General features: G+C 53.3%; 21 protein-coding genes (1 of these 21 running past the window's edge). 4 read left to right on the top strand and 17 right to left on the bottom strand.

What is annotated here, in order from left to right; genetic code table 11:
• The 3 genes in view from trkH to pepQ are tightly spaced (at most 38 nt apart) and all read right to left on the bottom strand, a layout consistent with a single transcriptional unit that may run on beyond the window.
• On the bottom strand, window positions 1–1,230 hold the 5' portion of the coding sequence (gene trkH / locus WC1_RS00805) for a Trk system potassium transporter TrkH (RefSeq protein ID WP_003017848.1). 222 nt of this gene lie to the left of the window's left edge; only the first 1,230 of its 1,452 coding nucleotides appear in the window; the start codon lies at window positions 1,228–1,230; its stop codon lies off the left edge, out of view.
• 38 nt (window positions 1,231–1,268) lie between these two features.
• Entirely contained in the window at window positions 1,269–1,883 is a 615-nt protein-coding gene (locus WC1_RS00810) for an IMPACT family protein (RefSeq protein ID WP_016151248.1), read from the bottom strand.
• Window positions 1,883–3,214: a Xaa-Pro dipeptidase gene (gene pepQ / locus WC1_RS00815; protein ID WP_003841250.1), complete on the bottom strand. Its 1,332-nt coding sequence runs from the start codon at window positions 3,212–3,214 to the stop codon at window positions 1,883–1,885. The genes WC1_RS00810 and pepQ overlap by 1 nt, the downstream gene beginning before the upstream one ends.
• Window positions 3,215–3,403: 189 nt before the next feature.
• Here pepQ and fadB point away from each other — a divergent pair, with 189 nt between their 5' ends.
• The gene (gene fadB, locus WC1_RS00820) at window positions 3,404–5,593 is read left to right on the top strand and encodes a fatty acid oxidation complex subunit alpha FadB (RefSeq protein ID WP_016151247.1); all 2,190 of its coding nucleotides are present in this window, start codon (window positions 3,404–3,406) and stop codon (window positions 5,591–5,593) included.
• Window positions 5,594–5,602: 9 nt separating this feature from the next.
• On the top strand, window positions 5,603–6,766 hold the full coding sequence (gene fadA, locus WC1_RS00825) for an acetyl-CoA C-acyltransferase FadA (protein WP_016151246.1): 1,164 nt from the start codon (window positions 5,603–5,605) through the stop codon (window positions 6,764–6,766).
• A 178-nt stretch (window positions 6,767–6,944) separates the two neighbouring features.
• Here the strand turns inward: fadA and WC1_RS00830 are convergent, their stop codons facing one another.
• The 4 genes from WC1_RS00830 to ubiD form a co-directional block, all read right to left on the bottom strand.
• Window positions 6,945–7,925 carry a LacI family DNA-binding transcriptional regulator gene (locus tag WC1_RS00830; RefSeq protein WP_003841244.1) on the bottom strand — a complete coding sequence of 327 codons (981 nt, stop codon included), beginning with the start codon at window positions 7,923–7,925 and terminating at the stop codon, window positions 6,945–6,947.
• A 7-nt stretch (window positions 7,926–7,932) separates the two neighbouring features.
• Complete coding sequence (locus WC1_RS00835) at window positions 7,933–8,847, bottom strand: ROK family protein (RefSeq protein ID WP_003844652.1); 915 nt, start codon at window positions 8,845–8,847, stop codon at window positions 7,933–7,935.
• 227 nt (window positions 8,848–9,074) lie between these two features.
• Window positions 9,075–9,776, bottom strand: a complete 702-nt coding sequence (gene fre, locus WC1_RS00840; protein ID WP_003017873.1) for an NAD(P)H-flavin reductase — start codon at window positions 9,774–9,776, stop codon at window positions 9,075–9,077.
• Between the two features lie 40 nt (window positions 9,777–9,816).
• Complete coding sequence (gene ubiD, locus WC1_RS00845) at window positions 9,817–11,310, bottom strand: 4-hydroxy-3-polyprenylbenzoate decarboxylase (protein ID WP_016151245.1); 1,494 nt, start codon at window positions 11,308–11,310, stop codon at window positions 9,817–9,819.
• Between the two features lie 204 nt (window positions 11,311–11,514).
• Between ubiD and rfaH the strand changes: the two genes are divergently transcribed.
• Window positions 11,515–12,003 carry a transcription/translation regulatory transformer protein RfaH gene (gene rfaH / locus WC1_RS00850; protein WP_003017881.1) on the top strand — a complete coding sequence of 163 codons (489 nt, stop codon included), beginning with the start codon at window positions 11,515–11,517 and terminating at the stop codon, window positions 12,001–12,003.
• A 5-nt stretch (window positions 12,004–12,008) separates the two neighbouring features.
• Here rfaH and tatD read toward each other — a convergent pair whose 3' ends face one another.
• From tatD to udp, 9 genes are all read right to left on the bottom strand, one after another.
• The gene (gene tatD / locus WC1_RS00855) at window positions 12,009–12,791 is read right to left on the bottom strand and encodes a 3'-5' ssDNA/RNA exonuclease TatD (RefSeq protein ID WP_003017882.1); all 783 of its coding nucleotides are present in this window, start codon (window positions 12,789–12,791) and stop codon (window positions 12,009–12,011) included.
• Window positions 12,792–12,832: 41 nt separating this feature from the next.
• Window positions 12,833–13,624, bottom strand: a complete 792-nt coding sequence (gene tatC / locus WC1_RS00860; RefSeq protein WP_003017884.1) for a Sec-independent protein translocase subunit TatC — start codon at window positions 13,622–13,624, stop codon at window positions 12,833–12,835.
• 2 nt (window positions 13,625–13,626) lie between these two features.
• Window positions 13,627–14,175, bottom strand: coding sequence for a Sec-independent protein translocase protein TatB (tatB, locus tag WC1_RS00865; protein ID WP_003841235.1), 549 nt, complete (start codon window positions 14,173–14,175; stop codon window positions 13,627–13,629).
• Window positions 14,176–14,178: 3 nt separating this feature from the next.
• Window positions 14,179–14,433, bottom strand: coding sequence for a Sec-independent protein translocase subunit TatA (gene tatA, locus WC1_RS00870; protein WP_003017888.1), 255 nt, complete (start codon window positions 14,431–14,433; stop codon window positions 14,179–14,181).
• A 78-nt stretch (window positions 14,434–14,511) separates the two neighbouring features.
• The gene (ubiB, locus tag WC1_RS00875) at window positions 14,512–16,152 is read right to left on the bottom strand and encodes a ubiquinone biosynthesis regulatory protein kinase UbiB (RefSeq protein ID WP_003841233.1); all 1,641 of its coding nucleotides are present in this window, start codon (window positions 16,150–16,152) and stop codon (window positions 14,512–14,514) included.
• Window positions 16,149–16,754, bottom strand: coding sequence for a ubiquinone biosynthesis protein UbiJ (gene ubiJ / locus WC1_RS00880; RefSeq protein ID WP_016151244.1), 606 nt, complete (start codon window positions 16,752–16,754; stop codon window positions 16,149–16,151). The genes ubiB and ubiJ overlap by 4 nt, the downstream gene beginning before the upstream one ends.
• Window positions 16,755–16,767: 13 nt before the next feature.
• Complete coding sequence (ubiE, locus tag WC1_RS00885; RefSeq protein WP_003017897.1) at window positions 16,768–17,523, bottom strand: bifunctional demethylmenaquinone methyltransferase/2-methoxy-6-polyprenyl-1,4-benzoquinol methylase UbiE; 756 nt, start codon at window positions 17,521–17,523, stop codon at window positions 16,768–16,770.
• A 94-nt stretch (window positions 17,524–17,617) separates the two neighbouring features.
• Window positions 17,618–19,048 (bottom strand): DNA recombination protein RmuC, encoded by a 1,431-nt coding sequence (rmuC, locus tag WC1_RS00890; RefSeq protein ID WP_096890398.1) that lies wholly within the window; start codon window positions 19,046–19,048, stop codon window positions 17,618–17,620.
• Window positions 19,049–19,188: 140 nt separating this feature from the next.
• Complete coding sequence (gene udp, locus WC1_RS00895) at window positions 19,189–19,950, bottom strand: uridine phosphorylase (RefSeq protein WP_003017903.1); 762 nt, start codon at window positions 19,948–19,950, stop codon at window positions 19,189–19,191.
• Window positions 19,951–20,215: 265 nt separating this feature from the next.
• Here udp and WC1_RS00900 point away from each other — a divergent pair, with 265 nt between their 5' ends.
• Window positions 20,216–21,022, top strand: coding sequence for a dienelactone hydrolase family protein (locus WC1_RS00900; protein WP_016151242.1), 807 nt, complete (start codon window positions 20,216–20,218; stop codon window positions 21,020–21,022).
• 54 nt (window positions 21,023–21,076) lie between these two features.
• Here WC1_RS00900 and metE read toward each other — a convergent pair whose 3' ends face one another.
• Window positions 21,077–23,338, bottom strand: a complete 2,262-nt coding sequence (gene metE / locus WC1_RS00905; protein ID WP_016151241.1) for a 5-methyltetrahydropteroyltriglutamate--homocysteine S-methyltransferase — start codon at window positions 23,336–23,338, stop codon at window positions 21,077–21,079.
• Between the last annotated feature and the right edge of the window lie 36 nt (window positions 23,339–23,374).

The following is a 23,374-nucleotide window of genomic DNA, read 5'->3' as shown; positions in this document are numbered from 1 at the left end:
GATAATAAAGACCAACGCATAGGCAGAGAAGAATCCCCATACGGCTTCAAGAATTCGCTCCGGCAACGCACGGTTACCCAGTTTGATACTGTAAACCGCATTCGGATGAACCAGTCGTTTCAATTCGCGGTTGCCTTGCTTAAACAGCAGCAGGATACGAATCACCTTCAAGCCCCCCCCCGTCGACCCGGCACAGCCGCCGATAAAAGCAGAACACAGCAGCAGCACCGGCAGGAACAGCGGCCAGCGGGCAATACTGTCCGTGGTAAATCCGGCAGTCGTCGCCATCGATACCACCTGGAAAAAGGCCTGGTTGATCGTCGTGAGCGCCGAGCCATAGGTATTGTGTATCCACAGCACCAACGTACAGACAGCCACCAGCGTCAACTGCACGCCGATGAACATGCGGAATTCCGGATCGCGCCAGTAAACCTTCAGACTACGCCCACTTAATAAAGAGAAGTGCAGACCATAGTTACAACCGGAGATCAGCAAGAAGATAGCAATAATCGTATTAATCGTGGGACTGTCGAAATACCCCACGCTGGCATCGTGTGTGGAAAAACCACCGATGGCAATCGTGGCAAAACTGTGCCCAATGGCGTCAAACGCAGGCATCCCGGCAAACCATAGCGCCAGCGCGCACGCCACCGTCAGTAATACATAGATAAGCCACAGCGTTTTCGCCGTTTCGGCAATACGCGGGCGCATCTTATTATCTTTCAGCGGCCCCGGCATTTCTGCCCGATAGAGCTGCATCCCACCCACGCCAAGAATAGGCAGGATAGCCACCGCCAGCACGATGATCCCCATCCCGCCGAACCATTGCAGCATCTGGCGATAAAAGAGAATCGCGTGTGGCAATGAATCCAGCCCCACCAACGTCGTTGCACCGGTGGTGGTCAATCCGGAAAAGGATTCAAAAAAAGCGTCGGTTATCGTCAGGTTTGGGCTTTCCGCAAAGATGAACGGTAGCGCACCCACGCTGCCCAGAACGGTCCAGAACAAAACGACAATCAGAAATCCTTCGCGCGATTTCAGCTCGCCCTTCTCTTTACGGTTTGGCCACCACAGCATGGAGCCGATCGCCAAAGCAACGAAGAAAGTTTGGGTGAATGCACGCCCTGCCCCGTCACGGTATATGAGCGCTACCAGTCCAGGGATAATCATTGTCCCCGAGAATAAGATGACCAGTAGTCCAACGATTCGGGTGATGGCGCGAAAATGCATCTCTGCCGCTTCCTTAGTTCTTTAAAATGAGGTGGGGATTATTCTTCAATCGCTAACAATTGCAATGAACCACGACTAAAATCCGCCAGTTTTGCCGAAAACTCATCCACTTTGGCAAAAGGAAGCGCCACCCTGAGTCGAACAAAAGCCTGGTAATCACTGGCAACGACTTTACCGTCAAACTGCCCCAGCAAAGCTTCAATGCCTGCCAGCTGACCGTACTCACACTGCAAAGTATATTCGGTTAATGGCGTCTTGCGCTGTGTCGTTAACTGGCGCAACGCCTGATTCACACCGCCACCGTAGGCTTTTACCAACCCTCCAGTACCGAGAAGGATACCGCCGTAGTAGCGCACGACTATAGCGGTAATCTCACCGACACCGCTCCCCATCAGCTGTGCGAGCATCGGTTTACCTGCCGTACCCGCCGGTTCGCCATCGTCTGAAAATCCTAGCTGCTGCGAGTCATTGGGCGCACCCGCCACCCACGCCACGCAATGGTGGCGGGCGTCCGGGTGTTCCGCTTTGACTGATTCAACAAACGCTTTTGCCGCTTCTACGCCGTCCGTATGGGCGAGCAGCGTAATGAAGCGGCTTTTTTTGATCTCTTCGACGACGCTAACCGGCCCCGCAGGGATTAACCAACTGTCCATTACGCCAGTTTCAAATCCCGAGTCATGTTTTCGATATTGTTTTCGTGGACCACCACGTTGTCTTCAATACGAATACCGCCGAACGGTTTCAGGGCTTCAATTTTCTGCCAGTTGAAGTGTTTGCTGAACTGCCCTTCACGCCACGGCGCCAGCAGAGATTCAATGAAGTAAATGCCCGGTTCGATGGTCAGAACCATGCCCGGTTGCAATACGCGGGTGCAACGCAGGTAAGGATACTTCGACGGCGCGGCCAGATGGGTACCACTGTCATCCTGCATAAAGCCAGCGACATCATGTACCTGCAGGCCCAACTGGTGACCAATGCCGTGTGGCATAAACGGCCCAGTAAGATCGTTTTCTACCATCGCCTCTTCACTCATATCGGTGATGATTTGATGCTTACGCAGCAGCTTCGCGATGCGCTGATGGAACTGAATGTGGTAATCCACGTAGCTGGCACCTGCTTTCATGGTGGCAATCAGCGCCAGCTCTTCGTCGTTAACGTCTTTCACCAGATGCGCATAGTCGTTGTCGTTTTTCGCCGACCAGGTACGCGTCAGGTCTGCCGCATAGCCGTTGTATTCTGCGCCAGCGTCGAGCAGGAAGCTGCGGATTTCAGACGGCGCCTGATGATCCAGCTTGGTGTAATGAAGAACCGAAGCATGCTCGTTAAGCGCCACGATGTTGCTGTATGGCACGTCGGTGTCGCGGTGACCGGTGGCAGTCAGGTAAGCGAGGTTGATATCAAACTCGCTCATTCCGGAACGGAACGCTTCTTCTGCTGCACGGTGTCCATTTACTGCCATTTTCTGCGCTTCGCGCATACAGGCCAGTTCGTAGTCCGTTTTATAGGCACGGTAATAATGCAGGTAGTCGATCACCCCTTTCGGGTTGATGTTGCTGGCCGCGATGTCCAGTTGCAGGGCACGTTCCGGAACCGGGCCAATGTAACCGATATTGCCGCGAGCAGCAGGCAGTTGGCTACCGATACCATCCGCTTTCGGCAGCGCGATGATCTCGATTTCTTCCGTCCAGAAAGAGGTAGGCAGCGGCTCAACGTTGTGCCAGTAATCGACCGGCAGGTAGAACCACAGTTTCGGCTTGTTTACGCCATCCACCAGCAACCAGCAGTTAGGAACCTGCGTGACAGGCACCCAGGCTTTGAATTGCGGATTGACCTTAAACGGATACGGATGATCGTCGAGAAAGACGTTAACAAGTTCGCCTGAGTGAATAAGTAACGCATCCAGCTTGAAGCGCTCCAGCGCGTCGCGCGTCCGTTCTTGTAAGGTAACGATATGATTTTTATAGAGTGCGGCCAGTGATTCCATTTTCTACCCTTCTGTTTTTTTGACCTCAAGTCTCCGCATCTTAGCACATCGCTTTGTGAGTGCGTGATTTCTGCCGAGCGTGATCGAATCGTCATTTCTTTAATCATTCATTTGCATTTTATTAACATAAAACACACACTTCGATTCATCTGGTATGACCAGATCACCTTGCGGATTCAGGAGACTGACATGCTTTACAAAGGCGACACCCTGTACCTCGACTGGCTGGAAGATGGCATCGCCGAACTGGTGTTCGATGCCCCTGGTTCGGTCAATAAACTCGACACGGCCACCGTTGCCAGCCTGGGCCATGCGCTTGATGTGCTGGAAAAACAACCGAATTTAAAAGGGCTGCTGCTGCGCTCTAACAAAGCAGCCTTTATTGTTGGTGCCGATATCACCGAATTCCTTTCACTGTTCCTCGTGCCTGAAGAGCAACTGAGCCAGTGGCTGCATTTTGCCAACAGCGTCTTTAACCGCCTCGAAGATCTACCTGTTCCGACCCTCTCAGCGGTAAATGGCTATGCGTTGGGCGGTGGCTGCGAGTGTGTCCTGGCAACCGATTATCGTCTGGCAACGCCGGACCTGCGCATTGGTCTGCCGGAAACCAAGCTGGGCATTATGCCGGGCTTTGGCGGCTCTGTGCGTATGCCACGTATGCTGGGTGCGGACAGCGCGCTGGAAATTATTGCGGCAGGTAAAGACGTTGGTGCTGAGCAGGCGCTAAAAATCGGTCTGGTCGATGGCGTAGTGAAGCAAGACAAACTGCTTGATGGCGCGATCGCGGTATTACGTCAGGCGATTAACGGCGACCTCGACTGGAAAGCCAAACGTCAGCCTAAGCTGGAGCCGTTGAAACTCAGCAAAATTGAAGCTGCTATGAGCTTTACCATCGCCAAAGGCATGGTGGCGCAGACGGCAGGTAAGCATTATCCCGCACCGATTACCGCGGTAAAAACCATTGAAGCAGCGGCTCGTTTTGGCCGTGAAGAAGCGCTGAATCTGGAAAATAAAAGCTTTGTGCCACTGGCGCACACCAGTGAAGCTCGCGCGCTGGTTGGGATCTTCCTTAACGATCAGTTCGTGAAAGCCAAAGCCAAAAAGCTCACCAAAAATATTGAAGCACCAAAGCAAGCGGCAGTGCTGGGTGCAGGCATTATGGGCGGCGGCATCGCTTACCAGTCAGCCTGGAAAGGCGTGCCGGTTGTCATGAAAGATATCAACGACAAATCATTAACGCTGGGCATGACCGAAGCGGCCAAACTGCTGAACAAACAGCTTGAGCGCGGCAAAATTGACGGTCTGAAAATGGCGGGCGTGATTTCCACTATTCATCCAACCCTCGACTATAGCGGTTTCGAGCGCGTGGACGTGGTAGTCGAAGCGGTCGTGGAAAACCCGAAAGTGAAAAAAGCGGTACTGGCGGAAACCGAAGATAAGGTACGCCCGGACACCGTACTGGCTTCGAATACCTCTACCATTCCAATCAACGAACTGGCCAGCGTGCTCAAACGCCCGGAAAATTTCTGTGGGATGCACTTCTTTAACCCAGTACACCGCATGCCACTGGTTGAGATCATTCGCGGCGAGAAAAGCTCGGATGAAACCATCGCCAAAGTTGTCGCATGGGCAAGCCAGATGGGCAAAACGCCAATTGTGGTCAACGACTGCCCCGGTTTCTTCGTGAACCGCGTGCTGTTCCCGTATTTTGCCGGTTTCAGCCAGTTGCTGCGCGATGGGGCGGGTTTCCGCAAAGTCGATAAAGTCATGGAAAAACAGTTTGGCTGGCCGATGGGCCCGGCTTATCTGCTGGACGTGGTGGGAATTGATACCGCACATCACGCGCAGGCAGTGATGTCCGCAGGCTTCCCTCAGCGTATGCAGAAAGATTATCGCGACGCGATAGACGCCCTGTTTGATGCAAACCGTTTCGGACAGAAAAACGGTCTTGGATTCTGGCGTTATAAAGAAGACAACAAGGGCAAGCCGAAAAAAGAAGAGGATGCCACCGTTGATGATCTGCTGGCAGAAGTCAGCCAGCCGAAACGCGAATTCAGTGATGAAGAGATTATCGCTCGCATGATGATCCCAATGGTCAACGAAGTGGTACGGTGCCTGGAAGAAGGCATTATCGCCAGCCCGGCAGAAGCCGATATGGCGCTGGTGTATGGCCTGGGCTTCCCTCCTTTCCACGGCGGCGCGTTCCGCTGGCTGGATACGCTCGGCAGCGCGAAGTATCTCGATATGGCCCAGCAGTATCAGCACCTCGGAGCGCTGTATGAAGTTCCTGCTGGTCTGCGTGATAAGGCGCGCCATAACGAACCGTATTATCCCCAGGTTGAGCCTGCCCGCCCGGTTGGCAGCCTGAAAACGGCTTAAGGAGTCACAATGGAACAGGTTGTAATTGTTGATGCGATCCGTACCCCGATGGGCCGTTCAAAAGGGGGGGCGTTTCGTAACGTGCGTGCAGAAGATCTCTCCGCACACTTAATGCGTAGCCTGCTGGCGCGTAATCCGGCGCTGGATCCAACCGCGCTGGATGACATTTACTGGGGCTGTGTGCAGCAAACGCTTGAGCAGGGTTTCAACATCGCCCGTAACGCCGCGCTGCTGGCGGAAATCCCGCACTCCGTTCCGGCGGTCACCGTGAACCGCCTGTGCGGTTCATCAATGCAGGCGCTGCACGACGCGGCACGTATGATCATGACCGGCGATGCTCAGGCGTGCCTGATTGGTGGCGTGGAGCATATGGGCCATGTACCAATGAGCCACGGCGTTGATTTCCATCCGGGCATGAGCCGCAACGTAGCAAAAGCGGCGGGGATGATGGGTCTGACCGCAGAAATGCTCTCCCGCATGCACGGCATCAGCCGTGAAATGCAGGATGCTTTCGCCGCACGTTCACATGCTCGCGCCTGGGCTGCAACACAGTCTGGCGCATTTAAAAACGAAATCACCCCGACCGGCGGTCATGATGCCGACGGCGTGCTGAAGCAGTTTAACTACGATGAGGTTATCCGCCCGGAGACAACCGTTGAAGCGCTCTCCACCCTGCGCCCAGCGTTCGATCCGGTTAGTGGAACGGTCACTGCCGGTACCTCCTCCGCACTCTCCGACGGCGCAGCGGCGATGCTGGTCATGAGTGAAAGTCGCGCCCGTGAACTGGGTCTGACGCCGCGTGCCCGTATTCGTTCGATGGCTGTTGTTGGCTGCGACCCGTCAATCATGGGTTACGGTCCGGTTCCGGCCTCAAAGCTGGCGCTGAAAAAAGCGGGACTCTCCACCAGCGACATCGGCTTGTTTGAGATGAACGAAGCCTTTGCCGCTCAGATCCTGCCGTGCATTAAAGATCTGGGACTGATGGAGCAGATAGACGAGAAGATCAACCTCAACGGCGGCGCGATCGCTCTGGGCCACCCACTGGGATGCTCCGGGGCGCGTATCAGCACCACCCTGCTCAACCTGATGGAACGCAAAGACGTACAGTTTGGCCTGGCGACGATGTGTATCGGGTTAGGCCAGGGCATCGCAACGGTATTTGAGCGAGTTTAATCAAAGATAAATTCCCCTAAATAATTCGCGCTGCATCGCGGCGGCAACTGAGCGAATCCCCGGGAGCATAGATAACTATGTGACCGGGGTGAGCAAAGGCAGCCAACAAAGAGGCAGAGTGAATTATGACGGGGAAAGGTTTAGTTGCCGTTCTTCCCGCCTGTCAGGGGCGGGTTTTTTATTTCCCTGAACTACCACGCACCACTAACTGCACCGGCAACAGCAGATTCTCTTCCTGATTTTCTTCCAGCAATAAACGCAGCGCTTCACGCCCCAATTGTTGTTTATCAACCGCAATGGTGGTGAGTGGTGGATGTGACCAGGCCGCAGCATCAATATCATCAAACCCCACCAACGCAAGATCTTCCGGGATACGTATACCCTGCTGCGTACACACCCGTTGAACAACCAGCGCTGCCGCGTCGTTATAGGCAAAAATGGCGTCGGGCGGCTCTGGCAGACTGAGCAATTCATTAACCGCCTCCACCAAAGATTGCTCGGTATCCAGCAGTGGCGGCGCAATGGCTTCATACTCTGGCGGCATCAGCAAGCGGGCTTCATACAATGCCTGACGGTAGCCCTTCTCGCGCTGACGGATGCTGTAGTGCGCAAGCGAACTGGCAAGAAAAGCGATACGGCTGCGCCCTTGCGCAATCAGATGTTGCGTGGCCAGATAACCGCCCTGGGTATTGTCCGGGTTCACGCAAGGCAGGTCCGGCGCCCAGAGATCCACCAGCACCAACGGCAGTTTCATCTGTTGCAGCAAGCCAAGTAATTCAGGCTCAAAAAATCCCGCGCAGATCAGCGCATCAGGCTGGTGCAACATCACCTGCTCACTCACTGCATCGCCTGGACCAATGGAGAGAAAGCTCAGCGCAATACCATGGTCACGACAGTTATCTTCTATCCCCAGCAGCAGTTGAGAATAAAACGGCAATGCCCGGCTGATATTGTGCTGGCGGTGCAGCAAAAACAGGACGCGTTTGATCTTGTCTGCGCGCAGGCGAGAAAAATCATAACCCTGCTGCTGCGCCACAGAAATAATGCGCAGCCGGGTATCTTCACGTAGCCCTGGCTGCCCTTTCAGGGCGCGGGAAACCGCGCCAACCGAGACACCACAAGCTTCGGCAATGTCCCTGATACGTACAGGTTTCGTCATGTCACTCTCATTGATTTACGCTGGCCTTTTGTGCCCCCAGCCAGGCCGCGCCGCGTACGCCGCTGCTGTCACCGTGTCGGGCCTGAACGATCGGCGTACGGCACTGTTTACCAAATACGTACTGCGCCACTCGCGCCTGCAAGCCTGAGTACAGTAAAGTGATATTGGATACCCCACCGCCCAGCACGATAACATCGGGATCGAGCGTATTCACCACCCCCGCCAACGCGCGCGCCAGCTGATCGCAATAGCGTTCCCATAACAAACAGGCATCTGCATCACCCGATTCTACCCGCTGCATAATATGTGGCACATCTGCATGTTGTGCGGTGTGACTCATATACTGACGCTCCAGGCCGCTGCCGGAAATAAAGCTCTCAATACAGTTCACCTGTCCGCAATAGCATGTCACTTCAGCCCCATCCCGAGATTCGTGGTAGCGCGGCAATGCATTATGTCCCCACTCTCCTGCACAGGCGTTAGGTCCGGAGATCAAACGGTTATCGATGCATAGTCCACCGCCGCAACCGGTACCGAGGATCACACCAAATACCACGCTATGCCCGTGTCCGCTACCGTCCATCGCTTCCGACAGGGTAAAGCAGTTGGCATCATTAGTAACAGGCACGGGTATTCCTAACGCTCGCTCAAGGTCTTGAGCAAAAGCCTGCTGATTCAACACCAGGATGTTCGAATTCTTAATCAAACCTTCGCTATCCACTGCGCCAGGCACTCCAACACCAACCGATAAAGACTGATTAACGGCCAGTCTGGCCTTAGAAATCATCTCCGTCACGGCCTGGAAAAAATCACCGTAACTCTGCTTTGGTGTCGCACATCGCTCGCGGTAAACAATTTCACCCGCGTTATCAATCACCACCGCTTCAATTTTAGTCCCGCCGATATCCAGTCCGAGCCTCATGGTTTTCCCTCGTTGATGTCCAGCAATGTGATGCGATACAGCTTGCCCATTTTGTTTACTAAACAAAATGAGACCCGTCACAAAAAATCAGTTTTATGGTTAATAGACAGGAAAAACATGTTTACTAAAAATGTGCTGAAAAGAGGAGCAGTGAGACCGGGCTTGCACCCTGTTAGAAGAAGTAAGGTTGATGATGGATGCGCCGGAAGGACTCCGGCGCACAGCGCTTAAATGAACGCGAACGCGTCGCCAAACAGGCGATCTTCACGTGCCTGACGCTCATTACAGAACAGGTCGCGCGCGATTTTTGCCATCTCAAAACGACCTGCAATGTAGATATCGTGTTCCGCCAGAGTACCGTAATCCTGCAATACTGCCGTTAACACGGTTCCCGTACGACCACGCCAGCCGTCTTCAGGCTGCTCTACCACCGGCTCAACACGCAGGTTCGGGTGATTCACCGACAATGCTTCCAGCTCTGAGAGATCGTAGAGATGCTTCTCTTCGCGCCCGCCCCAGTAAATAGTGATATCGCGGTTGGGATTGCGCGCCAGCGCGGTAAGCAGAATAGAACGCACGTAAGAGAACCCTGTACCTCCGGCAATCAGGATCAGCGGGCGCTCGTCTTCATCACGCAGCCAGGCTTCGCCGTGCGGAATATCGACCTTGATTTCCCGGTCTTTCAGAATACGGTCCATCACGGCCATGGCGTAAAGATTTAGCTCAGAGGCGCCAACGTGCAGCTCAATGAATCCTTGCTCGTCCGGCGTTGATGCCATGGAGAACGGACGCTTATCCCTTTCGTCCATCACGACCATTAAATACTGGCCAGCACGAAAGGAAAACGCCGCGTCTGGCACTAAACGAACGCGATATACGGTGTCGGTTATAGCTTCTACCGAGGTCACTTTACAGCTTAAGGTTGTCATGCGCTCTCTCTGTCGGATCAATAGGCAAAACGATCGCGCCTCAGGCGCTTTTGCCGTCATTAAAGATGGCCAGTTCATCCCAAATTACGTCAATACGCGCAGTCACTTCAGGATCTTTTTTAATCGGACGTCCCCATTCGCGTTGGGTTTCGCCCGGCCATTTATTTGTGGCATCCAGCCCCATTTTTGAACCAAGGCCGGAAACCGGCGAGGCAAAGTCCAGGTAATCAATTGGCGTATTCTCTACCAGTACCGTATCCCGGGCGGGGTCCATACGGGTAGTAATAGCCCAAATTACATCATTCCAGTCGCGCGCGTTAACGTCATCATCGCAGACAATAACAAATTTGGTGTACATGAACTGACGCAAAAACGACCAAACGCCCATCATGACGCGTTTGGCATGGCCTGCGTACTGTTTTTTCATCGTCACCACGGCCAGACGATATGAACAGCCTTCCGGAGGCAGGTAAAAATCGACGATTTCCGGGAACTGCTTTTGCAGAATAGGAACGAATACTTCGTTCAGCGCCACGCCGAGCACTGCTGGCTCATCAGGCGGACGTCCGGTATAGGTAGAGTGATAAATAGCATCTTCACGCTGGGTAATGTGGGTGACGGTAAAGACCGGGAAATTATCTACTTCGTTGTAGTAGCCGGTATGATCGCCATAGGGCCCTTCTGGAGCCAGCTCGCCCGGTTCGATGTACCCTTCCAGTACGATTTCTGCGCTGGCAGGCACTTCCAGGTCGTTGGAAATACATTTGACCACTTCGGTCTTGGTACCGCGCAACAGCCCGGCAAATGCATACTCGGATAATGTATCAGGAACGGGCGTCACGGCCCCCAGAATGGTCGCAGGATCTGCCCCCAACGCCACTGAAACCGGGAAACGTTCACCAGGATGCGCCGCGCACCACTCCTGATAATCAAGCGCGCCGCCGCGATGGGACAACCAGCGCATAATAAGCTTGTTTTTACCAATCAGCTGCTGGCGATAGATGCCCAGATTCTGCCGCTCTTTATGCGGACCACGCGTGACGGTGAGTCCCCAGGTAATCAGCGGCGCGGCATCTTCCGGCCAGCAGGTCATAATCGGAATGCGGTTTAAATCAACGTCATCGCCTGAGTAGATTTTTTGCTGACAAGGCGCACCACGCAACCGCTTAGTCGGCATGTTCAACACCTGCTTAAACTGCGGCAGCTTATCAAACAGATCGCGGAATCCTTTCGGTGGCTCTGGCTCTTTCAAAAACGCCAACAGTTTACCGACTTCTCGTAGCGCCGAGACATCTTCTTGTCCCATCCCCATCGCAACACGCTTTGGTGTGCCAAACAGGTTACACAGCACCGGCATTGAATAGCCTTTCGGATTCTCAAACAGTAACGCAGGCCCACCGGCACGCAGAGTGCGATCGGCAATTTCAGTAATTTCCAGGTGGGGATCCACCTCAAGCGAAATGCGTTTGAGCTCGCCCTGCTGTTCAAGCAGCGTCAGGAAGTCGCGTAAATCGTGATATTTCATGGCGTCCATTGTGGCCTCTTCGTAAGCGCTTCATTATACGGCGTTCATCATTGTGATGCTGTATTTTTGTTAAATTAGCGTGAACTCTGGCGATACATATAAGCCCTGGGAGTATATACCCATTGGGTTTCAGCCTGCGTTGAGGCGGGTATAATTAACTTAACGCATGGCTTTTGCTATGCTGGCGCTCAGAACAAGCGGATAAGAGTTATTATGCAATCCTGGTATTTACTGTACTGCAAACGTGGGCAACTTCAGCGAGCCCAGGAACACCTGGAAAGGCAGGCGGTGAACTGCCTGACGCCTATGATCACCCTGGAAAAAATAGTGCGCGGTAAACGTACCACAGTCAGTGAACCACTATTCCCTAATTACATGTTTGTCGAGTTCGACCCGGAAGTGATCCACACCACCACTATCAATGCCACGCGTGGTGTCAGCCATTTCGTCCGTTTTGGCGCGACGCCTGCGACAGTTCCTTCTCCCGTTATTCACCAGCTTTCTATCTACAAGCCTGAAGGAATTGTTGACCCGCAAACTCCTCAGCCAGGGGACAGCGTGATTATTACTGAAGGGGCGTTTGAGGGGCTAAAAGCGATCTTCACCGAACCGGATGGCGAAGCACGTTCCATGCTACTGCTTAACCTGTTGAATAAAGAGGTTAAGCAGAGCGTGAAAAATACCGGCTTTCGTAAAATTTAAGCCGTTTAGAAGGTCACTTCGAACAGTGTTCGGACGTTAGCATCAATGGTTGCTGACAGCCATTGAGGATTTTCCCCGCGCCAGTGGGCAATACGCTCAAGAATATGTGGCAGGTGCGCCGGTTCATTGCGCCGTGACGTCGGTTTAGGCGTTAAGTCGCGAGGGAGTAGGTAAGGCGCATCGGTTTCAATCAGCAGCCTTTCCACCGGAATAAACGGCAGCAGTTCCCGCAGTTCCATCCCCCGGCGCTCATCACAGACCCAGCCGGTGATACCGATATAGAGTCCCCGGTCCACGCAGTCCTGCATCTCCTGCCGCGTTCCGGTAAAACAGTGCAGCACCGCGCCTGGGAGGCTATCCAGCCACGGCTCCAGCAACGTCAGAAAACGCTCATGGGCATCCCGACAATGCATGAAAATCGGCATCTGCAGTTCAGCAGCAATGCGCAGTTGCGCCTCAAAAGCACGTTCCTGCTCCTGCGGCGTGGAGAAATTGCGATTGAAATCCAGACCGCACTCGCCAATAGCGACCACCTCAGACTGGTTTGCCAGTGCGATAATCTCGTCTTCCGTTGAGGATTGCCATTGGCTGCTGTCATGCGGGTGCACGCCAGCCGTGGACCAGCAATGCGGATAATGCTGTGCCAACTTTAGCGCCTGCTGGCTTTCGTGCAGGTTTGTTCCGGTCAGAAGCATACCGTTTACGCCCGCAGCAAAGGCGCGCGCCACAACATCATCCCTGTCTTTTGCAAATTGTGAACTGGTTAAATTAACGCCAATGTCAAACATGCTACCTCCCATATGACAACCGCCCTGACGGGCGGTTGAATTTACTCTTCTGTTTTCTCGGTGGCTTCGGCTTCTTTTGCTTCTTCAGCCTCGTTGTCCTCATCTCTCGTACGTCGTTTGCCGACATAGAAACGAGAGAAGAAAACGCCCACTTCAAACAGGCAGTACATCGGTATCGCCAACAACGTTTGCGAGAAGACATCTGGCGGGGTCAGTAACATCCCGACGACAAATGCCCCAACCACAACGTAAGGACGCTTCTTGCGTAAATCGTCTGGCGTCGTAATGCCCATCCAGCATAGCAGCACAATGGCGACAGGGACCTCAAAAGAGACCCCGAAAGCCATAAACAGCGCCATGACGAAACTGAGATAGCTGGCAATGTCCGTTGATACCTGTACGCCTTGCGGAGCCGTGTTGGCCAGAAAACCAAACGCCAACGGGAAGACAACAAAATAGGCGAATGCCATGCCGATGTAGAACAGCAACGAACTGGAGACCAGCAGCGGCACAACCAGGCGACGTTCATGTTTGTACAAAGCAGGCGCAATGAATGCCCATACCTGGTAGAGGATCACTGGCGCTGACAGGATCAGCGACACCATGAAGGTCAACTTGATTGGCGTAAAGAACGGCGAAGCCACATCGGTGGCGATCATCGTTGCACCCTGCGGCATCTGTTTAATCAGCGGTGCCGCAACCATATGGTAAATGTCGTTGGCAAAATAAACCAACGCCAGAAAGATCACGATTACCGCAATAATGCAGTTCAGGAGTCGCTTACGCAGCTCAATAAGATGCGTGATGAGCGGTTGGGTATCTTCTACAGACATGTTTACGGTTTATCACTCGACGAGGGTGAGGATTCGACAACAGGTGCGGCAGCTTTCTTTTCTGCATCCATCAACGTAGCGGAAGTGTTTTCCGTCGGCTCTGGCGTTTTAGCACCCGTGGATTCCGGTTTTTGCTCCGGCGAACTGGCCTGATTTTCAGCGGCGGCAGGGGTGACCCCTTCTCGCTGCGCTTCACCTTCTTTCACCACCGGATTATGGATAGTGTGCGCTTCATCGCTCGCTTTCTCAGGATCGTGCACGCTGTAAGAACGCTTCATCGATTCCGCCGCTTCACGCAGCTCATCCATTGACGCTTTCAGCTCCGGGGTCAGATTTGTCAGGCTCGCTTTCTCTACTTTCTTCAGGCTGTCCTGAAACTCCTGAAGCTTAAGCTCCTGGGTCAGTTCATTCTGAACAGTAGTTGCCAGGGAACGTAAAGCACGCACCCAGCCAGCAACCGTTTTTACCGCTACGGGTAATCGTTGCGGCCCCAGGACAATGAGGCCGATCACGAACACCAATAACAGTTCGCTAAAACCGATATCAAACACGGATTATACCTGCTCTTTATCTTGGCTTTTGGCGTCTTCCTTTTTCACTTCGCCCTGCTTATCGGTGATGGATTTAGCTGTAAAATCAGCGTCCTGGCTGGTTTTATCTTGCTTAGGCTCATCATCACCCATCGCTTTTTTGAAGCCTTTAATCGATGCGCCAAGATCGGAACCGATGGAGCCGAGTTTCTTGGTGCCAAATAGCAGTACAACGATGACGGCAATGATCAACAACTGCCAAATACTGATACCACCCATACATGTTCCTCTGTCATAGATGATGAATTAATAAGGCCGTAGTATACGTTACACGGCCTGCCTTGGGCGATGAAAAATTCAGCGCATTTTGCGCCAGCCGATTAACCAGGCTAAGACACCGCCTGCCATCAACCAGCCCGGCATAAGCCCCCACTCAGGGCGGCTTACCAGCAGGAATGTTCCACTTAGCAACAATGTTGCGCCAATGCCCAATAAATAACGGGATTGTCCCTGGCGTACATGATTCGCGTGAAGCTCGCGGGCAATCTTATCAACACTGTGCTGTAAATATTTGCCCTGGCGCAAACTGTCATACACCAGTTCAGGTATTTCTGGCATTTTTTCGACCCAGAACGGTGCTTTTTCTTTAAATGCCCTAACGAGCGCCGGAATACCGACCTGATCTTTAATCCAGGATTCGAGGAATGGCTTAGCCGTTTTCCACAAATCTAACTGCGGGTAGAGCTGTCGTCCGACACCCTCAACGTACAGCAGCGTCTTCTGTAGCAATACCAGTTGAGGCTGGACTTCCATATTGAAGCGGCGCGCAGTGTTGAACAAATTCAACAGCACATGACCAAAGGAAATCTCCGCCAGCGGTTTTTCAAAAATCGGCTCGCACACGGTACGAATGGCAAATTCAAACTCTTCTACGTTGGTATCCGGTGGAACCCAACCAGAATCCACGTGCAGTTCAGCAACTTTGCGGTAATCGCGGTTAAAGAACGCAATGAAGTTTTCAGCCAGGTAACGCTTATCTTCTTTGTTTAAAGAGCCCACAATCCCACAATCAATACCAATGTATTTCGGGTTTTCAGGGTGCTCATAACTGACAAAAATGTTCCCAGGGTGCATATCCGCATGGAAAAAGCTGTCGCGGAATACCTGAGTAAAGAAGACCTGAACACCACGTTCAGCCAGCAACTTCATATTGGTGCCGTTCTTCTCAAGCGTGGTGACATCTGAAACCGGGATACCGTAAATGCGCTCCATCACCATCATGTTCTGACTGCAATAGTCGGAATACACTTCCGGGATGTACAGCATCGGGCTATCTTCAAAATTACGTCGTAGCTGAATGGCGTTCGCCGATTCGCGCAGCAGATTTAGCTCATCAATCAACGTTTTTTCATATTCACGGACGACTTCTGTTGGTCGCAGGCGACGCCCATCTGGCAGCAGACGAGGAACCCAACGAGCCAGGCGGTAGATCAGTTTTAAATCCGCTTTGATGACCGGCAGTATGTCCGGGCGAATAACTTTGATCACCACCTCTTTGCCATTCGATTTCAATCGCGCAGTGTGAACCTGAGCAACAGACGCAGATGCCAGCGGCGTGATTTCAAAATCATCAAACCATTCCTCGACGGGCAGCCCGCCCATGGCCTCTTCGATTTGTTTTTTCGCTCTAAGCCCATCAAACGGGGCAACACGATCCTGCAATAGCGCAAGCTGATCGGCGATGTGCGGAGGGAAAAGGTCACGACGGGTGGAGAGCATCTGCCCAAACTTGATCCACACCGGGCCGAGTTCCTGTAAAGCCAGTCTCAGCCTTTCTCCCAGCGGTTTGTCTTTATGTCGGTTGGGCATCCAGAACAACGAGTATCGCCACAACCTAAGCGGCAGCGTGATTCGCATTTTGGGGATGAGTTCATCAAGACCGTAGCTTAAAAAAGTGCGAATGATGAAATAAAGGCGCCGTACTTCACCTGGCGTCATTTGGCCTCCAGTTTTTCCAGCCGTTTGGCCAGAGATTCAACCGCGCGCTCAACGGCTGCCGTTTCTTCAGCAAACCATGCAACCTCTAGTGGGCCAGGAGCCATGCGCCACTCTTCGGTGATCGCTTCGGCGACATAGCGCTGCTGGCGCTGAAAGTTATGGCACAGGAACTTCGCTCCACCACGCAAGACTTTGCTGACCCCTTCCGCGACGATATCGCCGGTATAGGGTGCTAACAGTTCTGCAGGATCCAACTCGGCCAGATCGGCCAGCGCAACAAAGTTCTGTACTACCTGGATATCACCCTGGACTTCCAGTTCACCGCTGCGGATAAGCGTGGTGAGTTGCTGTCTGTCACGCAATTTCGGTAACACACTGGCATATGTGATTACGGTGCAATCGGCTTCGCCTTCCCACGCCCCCAGCATATCGACCTGGCGCTCACTAAACACCAAGACTAACGATGTTGAAAATCCTTTGAGATCAACACGTAGCACTTTGCCCTGTAAACGCGTTCTGGCTGACTTGAGCGCAGGAGAGCGGTACAGAAAGGTGTTGAGCAGATTTTCAACGCCTGCGGTCACTAAGGGTTTTAAAGGCATCCCCACTCTCCTGTCAGAACTTGTAACCACGATGCAGCGCAACGACACCTGCTGTCAGGTTGTAGTAATCAACGCTTTCGAACCCGGCATCTTGCATCATTGCTTTTAAGGTGTCCTGATCGGGATGCATGCGGATGGATTCCGCCAGATAGCGATAGCTGTCCGCATCGCTTGCTACCATTGAACCTATACGCGGCAGAACATGGAAAGAGTACGCGTCGTAGGCTTTGCTCAACGGTTCGATAATCGGCTTGGAGAATTCCAGCACCAGTAAACGTCCGCCCGGCTTCAATACGCGGTACATGGAGCGTAATGCTTTGTCTTTATCCGTAACGTTGCGCAGACCGAAAGAGATGGTGATGCAGTCAAACGTGTTGTCAGGGAAAGGTAGTGCTTCAGCATTCGCCTGAACGTACTCAACGTTACCCACCACACCAATATTGCGCAGCTTTTCGCGACCCATTTTGAGCATTGAGTCATTGATATCCGCCAGCACAACTTTGCCGGTTTCGCCTACCATGCGAGAGAATTTCGCCGTCAGATCGCCGGTACCGCCTGCTAAATCGAGAACGGTTTGCCCGCGACGCACGCCACTGCAGTCAATGGTGAAGCGCTTCCACAAACGATGAATGCCAAATGACATTAAGTCATTCATAACGTCATATTTAGAGGCCACAGAATGAAAAACGTGGGCCACCATGTCAGCTTTCTGCTCTTTAGCGACGGTCTGAAAGCCAAAGTGCGTCGTTTCTTGTGAATTATCCACCATCTCAGTGCCTGCTCATCCAAAAAATGTTCGAGAAGTGTAACAGATTGGGCCAATTTGCCCTACCCTTCTGCCGGGTTCAACTACCCCAAATGGACTAGTTTGATTGCTGATTTACCGCTTCACCATCGGGGCAAGATGCATCTTGTTGCGTCTCAGGGACCGAGCGCAAGCGGTATTCTTCATCCTGCGTAGTGGCTTGCTCAGCCAGCTCAGGATTAATCTCGCGCTTAATTTCTACACCTAAACTGCGAAACGCTTCTGCCTGCGACAGGACGTTTCCACGACCGGAAGAGAGTTTTTTCATCGCTTGTCGGTAATTATCCTGGGCTTTGTCCAGGCTTTGACCTATTGCCGACATATCATCCACAAACAACCGCATCTTGTCATAAAGTTTACTGGCCCGATCGGCAATTTGTTGCGCATTACGACTCTGATGCTCGTAGCGCCACAGGTTGGCAATCGTGCGCAATGCCACCAACAGCGTGGTAGGGCTCACCAGCATAATGTTATTTCTAAGCGCTTCGGTAATCAGTTCGGGCTGTCTGTCGAGCGCCAGCAAAAAAGCGGGCTCAACGGGGATAAACATCAGCACATAGTCAAGCGTACGCAGCCCCGGAAGCTGCTGATAGTCTTTGCGGCCCAGCAGACGAATGTGGTTGCGCACCGAGGCGATGTGCTCCTGCAACGCGCTCTCGCGGGTGAATTCATCTTCAGCGTTAAAATAGCGTTCATAGGCGACCAGCGTCATTTTCGCATCAATCACCACATCTTTGCCCTGCGGTAATCGGACAATAACATCCGGCTGCATCCGCGAACGGGCGTCGTTTTCGATGCTGACCTGGGTTTCGTATTCATAGCCTTCGCGCAGACCGGAAGCCTCAAGCACCCGCGTGAGTACGACCTCGCCCCAGTTACCCTGCGTTTTGTTATCGCCTTTTAATGCCCGCGTCAGGTTTACCGCTTCCTGTGCCATCTGCGCATTCAGTTGCTGGAGATTACGAATTTCGTGCGCCAGAGTATGACGTTCCTGTGCCTCTTTACCAAAGCTATCCTGAACCTGGCGTCGAAAACCGTCCAGTTGTTCGCGAAGCGGTGCCAACAGGCTGTTCAGGCTTTGGCGATTTTGCTCATCTACGCGGCGATTGCTGTGCTCGAATATACGGTTCGCCAGATTTTCAAACTGCTCGCTCAGGCGCTGTTCGCTGTTGATCATCTGGCGAATTTTATCTTCCGCATGCTGTTGCGTTGCTTCCAGACGAGTGGTGACTTCCCGGAGATCGGCCTCCAGCGAGGTATTGATACTGTGCAGGCTGCGGAGTTCGTTATTCAGCAGTTCGCACTCATCACGCCAGTGGGCTTCCTGTGAGAGTTGTTGCCGGGCGGCACTTAGCGCGATATCCAGTTCACGTCGTTCTTCGATGAGATCGGCACGGATCCTGTCGGCGTGCGCTTTTGTTGCCAGCCACCCAACCAGCAGCCCTGCGGCTAACGCCAGCACGGCACTCATCATAATTGAAATATCCACAACGCCCCCTTACAGCAACGACTTACCCGCACAAAATAGAATTGTGCTGTATAAACGTCCAGTTTAAAAGGAATTTCCTGCGAGGTACTACGCAAAATAAAAAGGCCGAACGCGTCGGCCTTTTTGAATAGGCGGGAGAATTACAGTAAACGACGCGCAGCTTCCACCACGATTTTTACCGCATGGCTTTCTGTTTGTTTCATCGTTTCCGCATTAGGGATCTCTTGCTGAGTACGGTTCACGATAACACCTGCGACCATACCGGCACGCAGACCCTGGCTTGCGCACATGGTCAGTAGCGTGGCAGATTCCATTTCGTAGTTCATAACGCCCATAGACTGCCACTCTTCCATCGAGCCTTTGAAACGGCTCACGACGCGACCAGAGAAGGTGTCGTAACGTTCCTGGCCCGGGTAGAAGGTGTCAGAAGATGCAGTAACGCCCACGTGGGTAGTGGCGCCGATAGATTTCGCCGCTTCCACCAGCGCAGTGGTGCACTCGAAGTCCGCAACGGCCGGGAACTCCATTGGCGCGAAGTGCAGGCTTGCGCCGTCCAGACGGACAGACGCCGTGGTGACCAGGACATCACCTACATTGATATGCGGCTGGATAGCGCCAGTCGTACCGATACGCAGGAAGGTACGAATGCCCAGTTGTGCCAGTTCTTCAACGGCAATAGAGGTTGACGGGCCGCCGATACCGGTAGAGCAAACGATCACGGCTTTACCATCCAGCTCAGCACGCCAGGTAGTGAACTCGCGATGAGATGCCAGCTTAACCGGCTTATCCATCAGCGCGGCGATCTTTTCCACACGCTCCGGGTCGCCAGGGACGATAGCAAGCGTAGCCCCTTGTAAGTCGCTCTTAGTGAGGCCGAGATGAAAAACATCAGACTTAGACATAAAAACTCCTCTGTGAATCGGTTTTGTCAGAAGAAGCAAAAACACACTTTACCGAAGGCATGAACATATTTTCGTGACAGTCATCACTCTGATGTAAATCAATTGCATTCAATTACCATTAAATAGTGATTCATATCACATAAATGATGCGATGTAAGGAAGCCCTGCACAAAAGATAGCCCGTTTAAGGCAATGTGGTTCGTTGCATGTGTCTATAGTTAACAATGCGCTTTTTGGCTGAATATTTAAGGGTACGGAGAATACCATGACAACACGACAATCTGGCTTTGCACCTGCTGTATCTCCACCGACGTCTACCACGGTTCACACTCCGGATAACGAAATTATCGCCGGTGTAACGTCCATACCTTCACAAGGCGATGATATGCCAGCGTATCACGCACGACCAAAACAAACCGATGGACTGCTTCCCGTGGTCATTGTCGTGCAGGAGATTTTTGGTATTCATGAGCATATTCGTGACGTTTGCCGCCGTCTGGCTCTGGAAGGGTATCTGGCTATCGCACCAGAACTCTATTTTCGCGAAGGCGATCCCAATGACTTTGCCGATATCCCCACGTTGCTCAGCGGCCTTGTCGCCAAAGTGCCTGACTCTCAGGTACTGGCCGATCTGGACCACGTCGCCAGTTGGGCCTCCCGCAACGGGGGAGATGCGCACCAACTGATGATCACCGGATTTTGCTGGGGTGGACGCATCACCTGGCTGTATGCCGCACATAATCCGCAGTTAAAAGCGGCGGTGGCGTGGTATGGCAAACTGGTGGGTGATAAAACCCTCAACTCGCCGAAACATCCCGTTGATATCGCAACCGATCTTAACGCCCCCGTTTTGGGACTTTATGGCGGCCAGGATACCAGCATTCCGCAAGATACCGTTGAAACAATGCGTCAGGCGCTGCGCGCCGCCAATGCGAAAGCGGAAATCGTGGTCTATCCCGATGCCGGACATGCGTTTAACGCCGATTATCGCCCGAGCTATCACGAAGAGTCCGCGAAAGACGGCTGGCAGAGAATGCTGGAGTGGTTCGCGCAATACGGTGGGAAGAAATAATTCCCGCCAGGCAAACCAATAAACAAAACGGAGGCATCAGCCTCCGTTTTGTTTTTACGCCTGACGCAGATTCTGCGCCGCTTTAACCATGTTTGCCAGCGCAGCACGGGTTTCCGGCCAGCCGCGCGTTTTCAGGCCGCAGTCCGGGTTCACCCACAGACGCTCAGCCGGAATACGCTGCTCGGCTTTCTTCAGCAGAGCTTCAATCCACTCCACGCTCGGGACGTTCGGCGAGTGAATGTCGTAGACGCCCGGCCCGATTTCGTTTGGATAGTCGAACTCTTCGAACGACTCCAGCAGCTCCATATCAGAACGTGAAGTCTCAATAGTGATCACGTCCGCGTCCAGCGCCGCAATGGAGTCCATGATGTCGTTGAACTCGCAGTAACACATGTGGGTGTGGATCTGGGTTTCATCCTTCGCCACTGCCGCGTTAATGCGAAAGGCTTCCACGCCCCACTCCAGATACGCCGCCCAGTCGCTGCGACGCAGCGGTAAACCTTCACGCAGTGCCGGCTCATCAATCTGGATAATGCCGATCCCCGCTGCTTCCAGATCCGCAACTTCATCACGCAACGCCAGCGCAATCTGCTTCGCGATGGTTTCACGCGTCACGTCTTCACGCGGGAATGACCAGCAAAGAATGGTCACCGGACCGGTCAGCATACCTTTTACCGGTTTGTCGGTCAGCGACTGGGCATACTTCGCCCACTCCACGGTGATCGCTTCTGGGCGGCTGACGTCGCCAATGACTACCGGTGGCTTCACGCAACGGGAGCCATAGCTCTGCACCCAACCGTTCTGGGTAAAGACGAACCCGTCCAGATGCTCACCAAAGTATTCCACCATGTCGTTACGTTCGGCTTCACCGTGTACCAGCACGTCGAGCCCCAGACGCTCCTGTTCAGCGATCGCCTGTTTGATATGTTCCGCAATACCGGTGCGGTAGTTACCGGCATCCAGGTTGCCCTTTTTGAAGTCCAGACGCAGACCGCGAATTTCGGTGGTTTGCGGGAATGAGCCGATAGTCGTGGTCGGCCATGCCGGCAGATTAAAGCGGGCACGTTGCGCCTCGGCGCGAACCGGGTAAGCGTTGGCGCGCTGGCTGTCCTGGGCGGTGATTGCCGCCAGACGTTTTTCCACTGCGGCGTTGTGGACACGAGTAGAGTGACGACGAGCCTGAATCGGTGCGCTCCATTCGACAATTGCCGCCGTATCACCGCTGTTCAACGCATCACGCAGCAGCGCCAGCTCGCCGCATTTTTGCAGGGCGAAGGCAAACCAGCTCTTCACCTCTGCATCAAGGCGGGTTTCCACGCTGAGATCGATAGGGCTGTGCAGCAGGGAGCAGGAAGAAGCCACCCACAGGTCACGTTTCCCGACGATATCTTTAATTTGCGCGTATTTTTCGCTGAGATCGGCGCGCCAGACGTTGCGCCCGTTCACCAGGCCCGCTGACAGCAGCCAGTCGGCAGGCAGACGTTTGTGCAGCTCGGCGACATCATCTTTACCGTGCACGAAGTCGACGTGCAGTCCCTGCACCGGCAGCGCGGTAATGGTATCCAGGTTTGGCGTTACGCCTTCGAAGTAGGTGGTCAGTAACAGCTTCACCTGGCCCCGCAATGCATCATAAGCTGGTTTGAAGGCGTCCAGCCACGCTTGCGGCAATTCCAGCACCAGAGCGGGTTCGTCAATCTGTACCCACTCAACACCGCGTTTTGCCAGCTCCGCCAGTACCTGCTGGTAAACCGGCAGAATGTCGTTCAACAGACTCAGGCGGTCAAACTGTTCGCCCTTCACTTTCCCCAGCCACAGGTAAGTTACCGGCCCCAGCAGCACAGGTTTCACCTTGTGCCCGAGCGCCAGCGCTTCGTCTACTTCATCCAGCAGTTGCGTCCAGGTCAGTTTGAACTGCTGACCTTTGGTGAACTCTGGCACCATGTAGTGATAGTTGGTATTAAACCATTTGGTCATTTCTGCCGCCGCCGCTGGCTCACCGGTCGGTGCGCGGCCACGGCCAATACGGAATAAGGTATCGATATCGACCGAGCCGTCTTTATTCTGATGACGAGCCGGAACGTTGCCGAGCAGCAGGCTGGTAGTCAGCACGTGATCGTACCAGGCAAAATCACCTACCGGCAGCAGGTCAACACCCGCCTGCTTCTGCTGCTCCCAATGGCGGGCACGCAGCTCGCGGCCAACGGCCAGCAATTCTTCACGGGAGGAATTTCCCGCCCAGTAGCTTTCTTGCGCTTTCTTCAACTCGCGACGCAGGCCAACGCGAGGGAAACCGAGGGTGTGATTCAATATTGTCATTTTTCTTCCTCTAATTATATGTAAATCCTATGGATT

It is taken from the genome of Citrobacter sp. KTE30 (assembly GCF_000398825.1).
Lineage (GTDB): Bacteria > Pseudomonadota > Gammaproteobacteria > Enterobacterales > Enterobacteriaceae > Citrobacter > Citrobacter freundii.
This window is presented reverse-complemented; position numbering and strand designations above follow the sequence as displayed.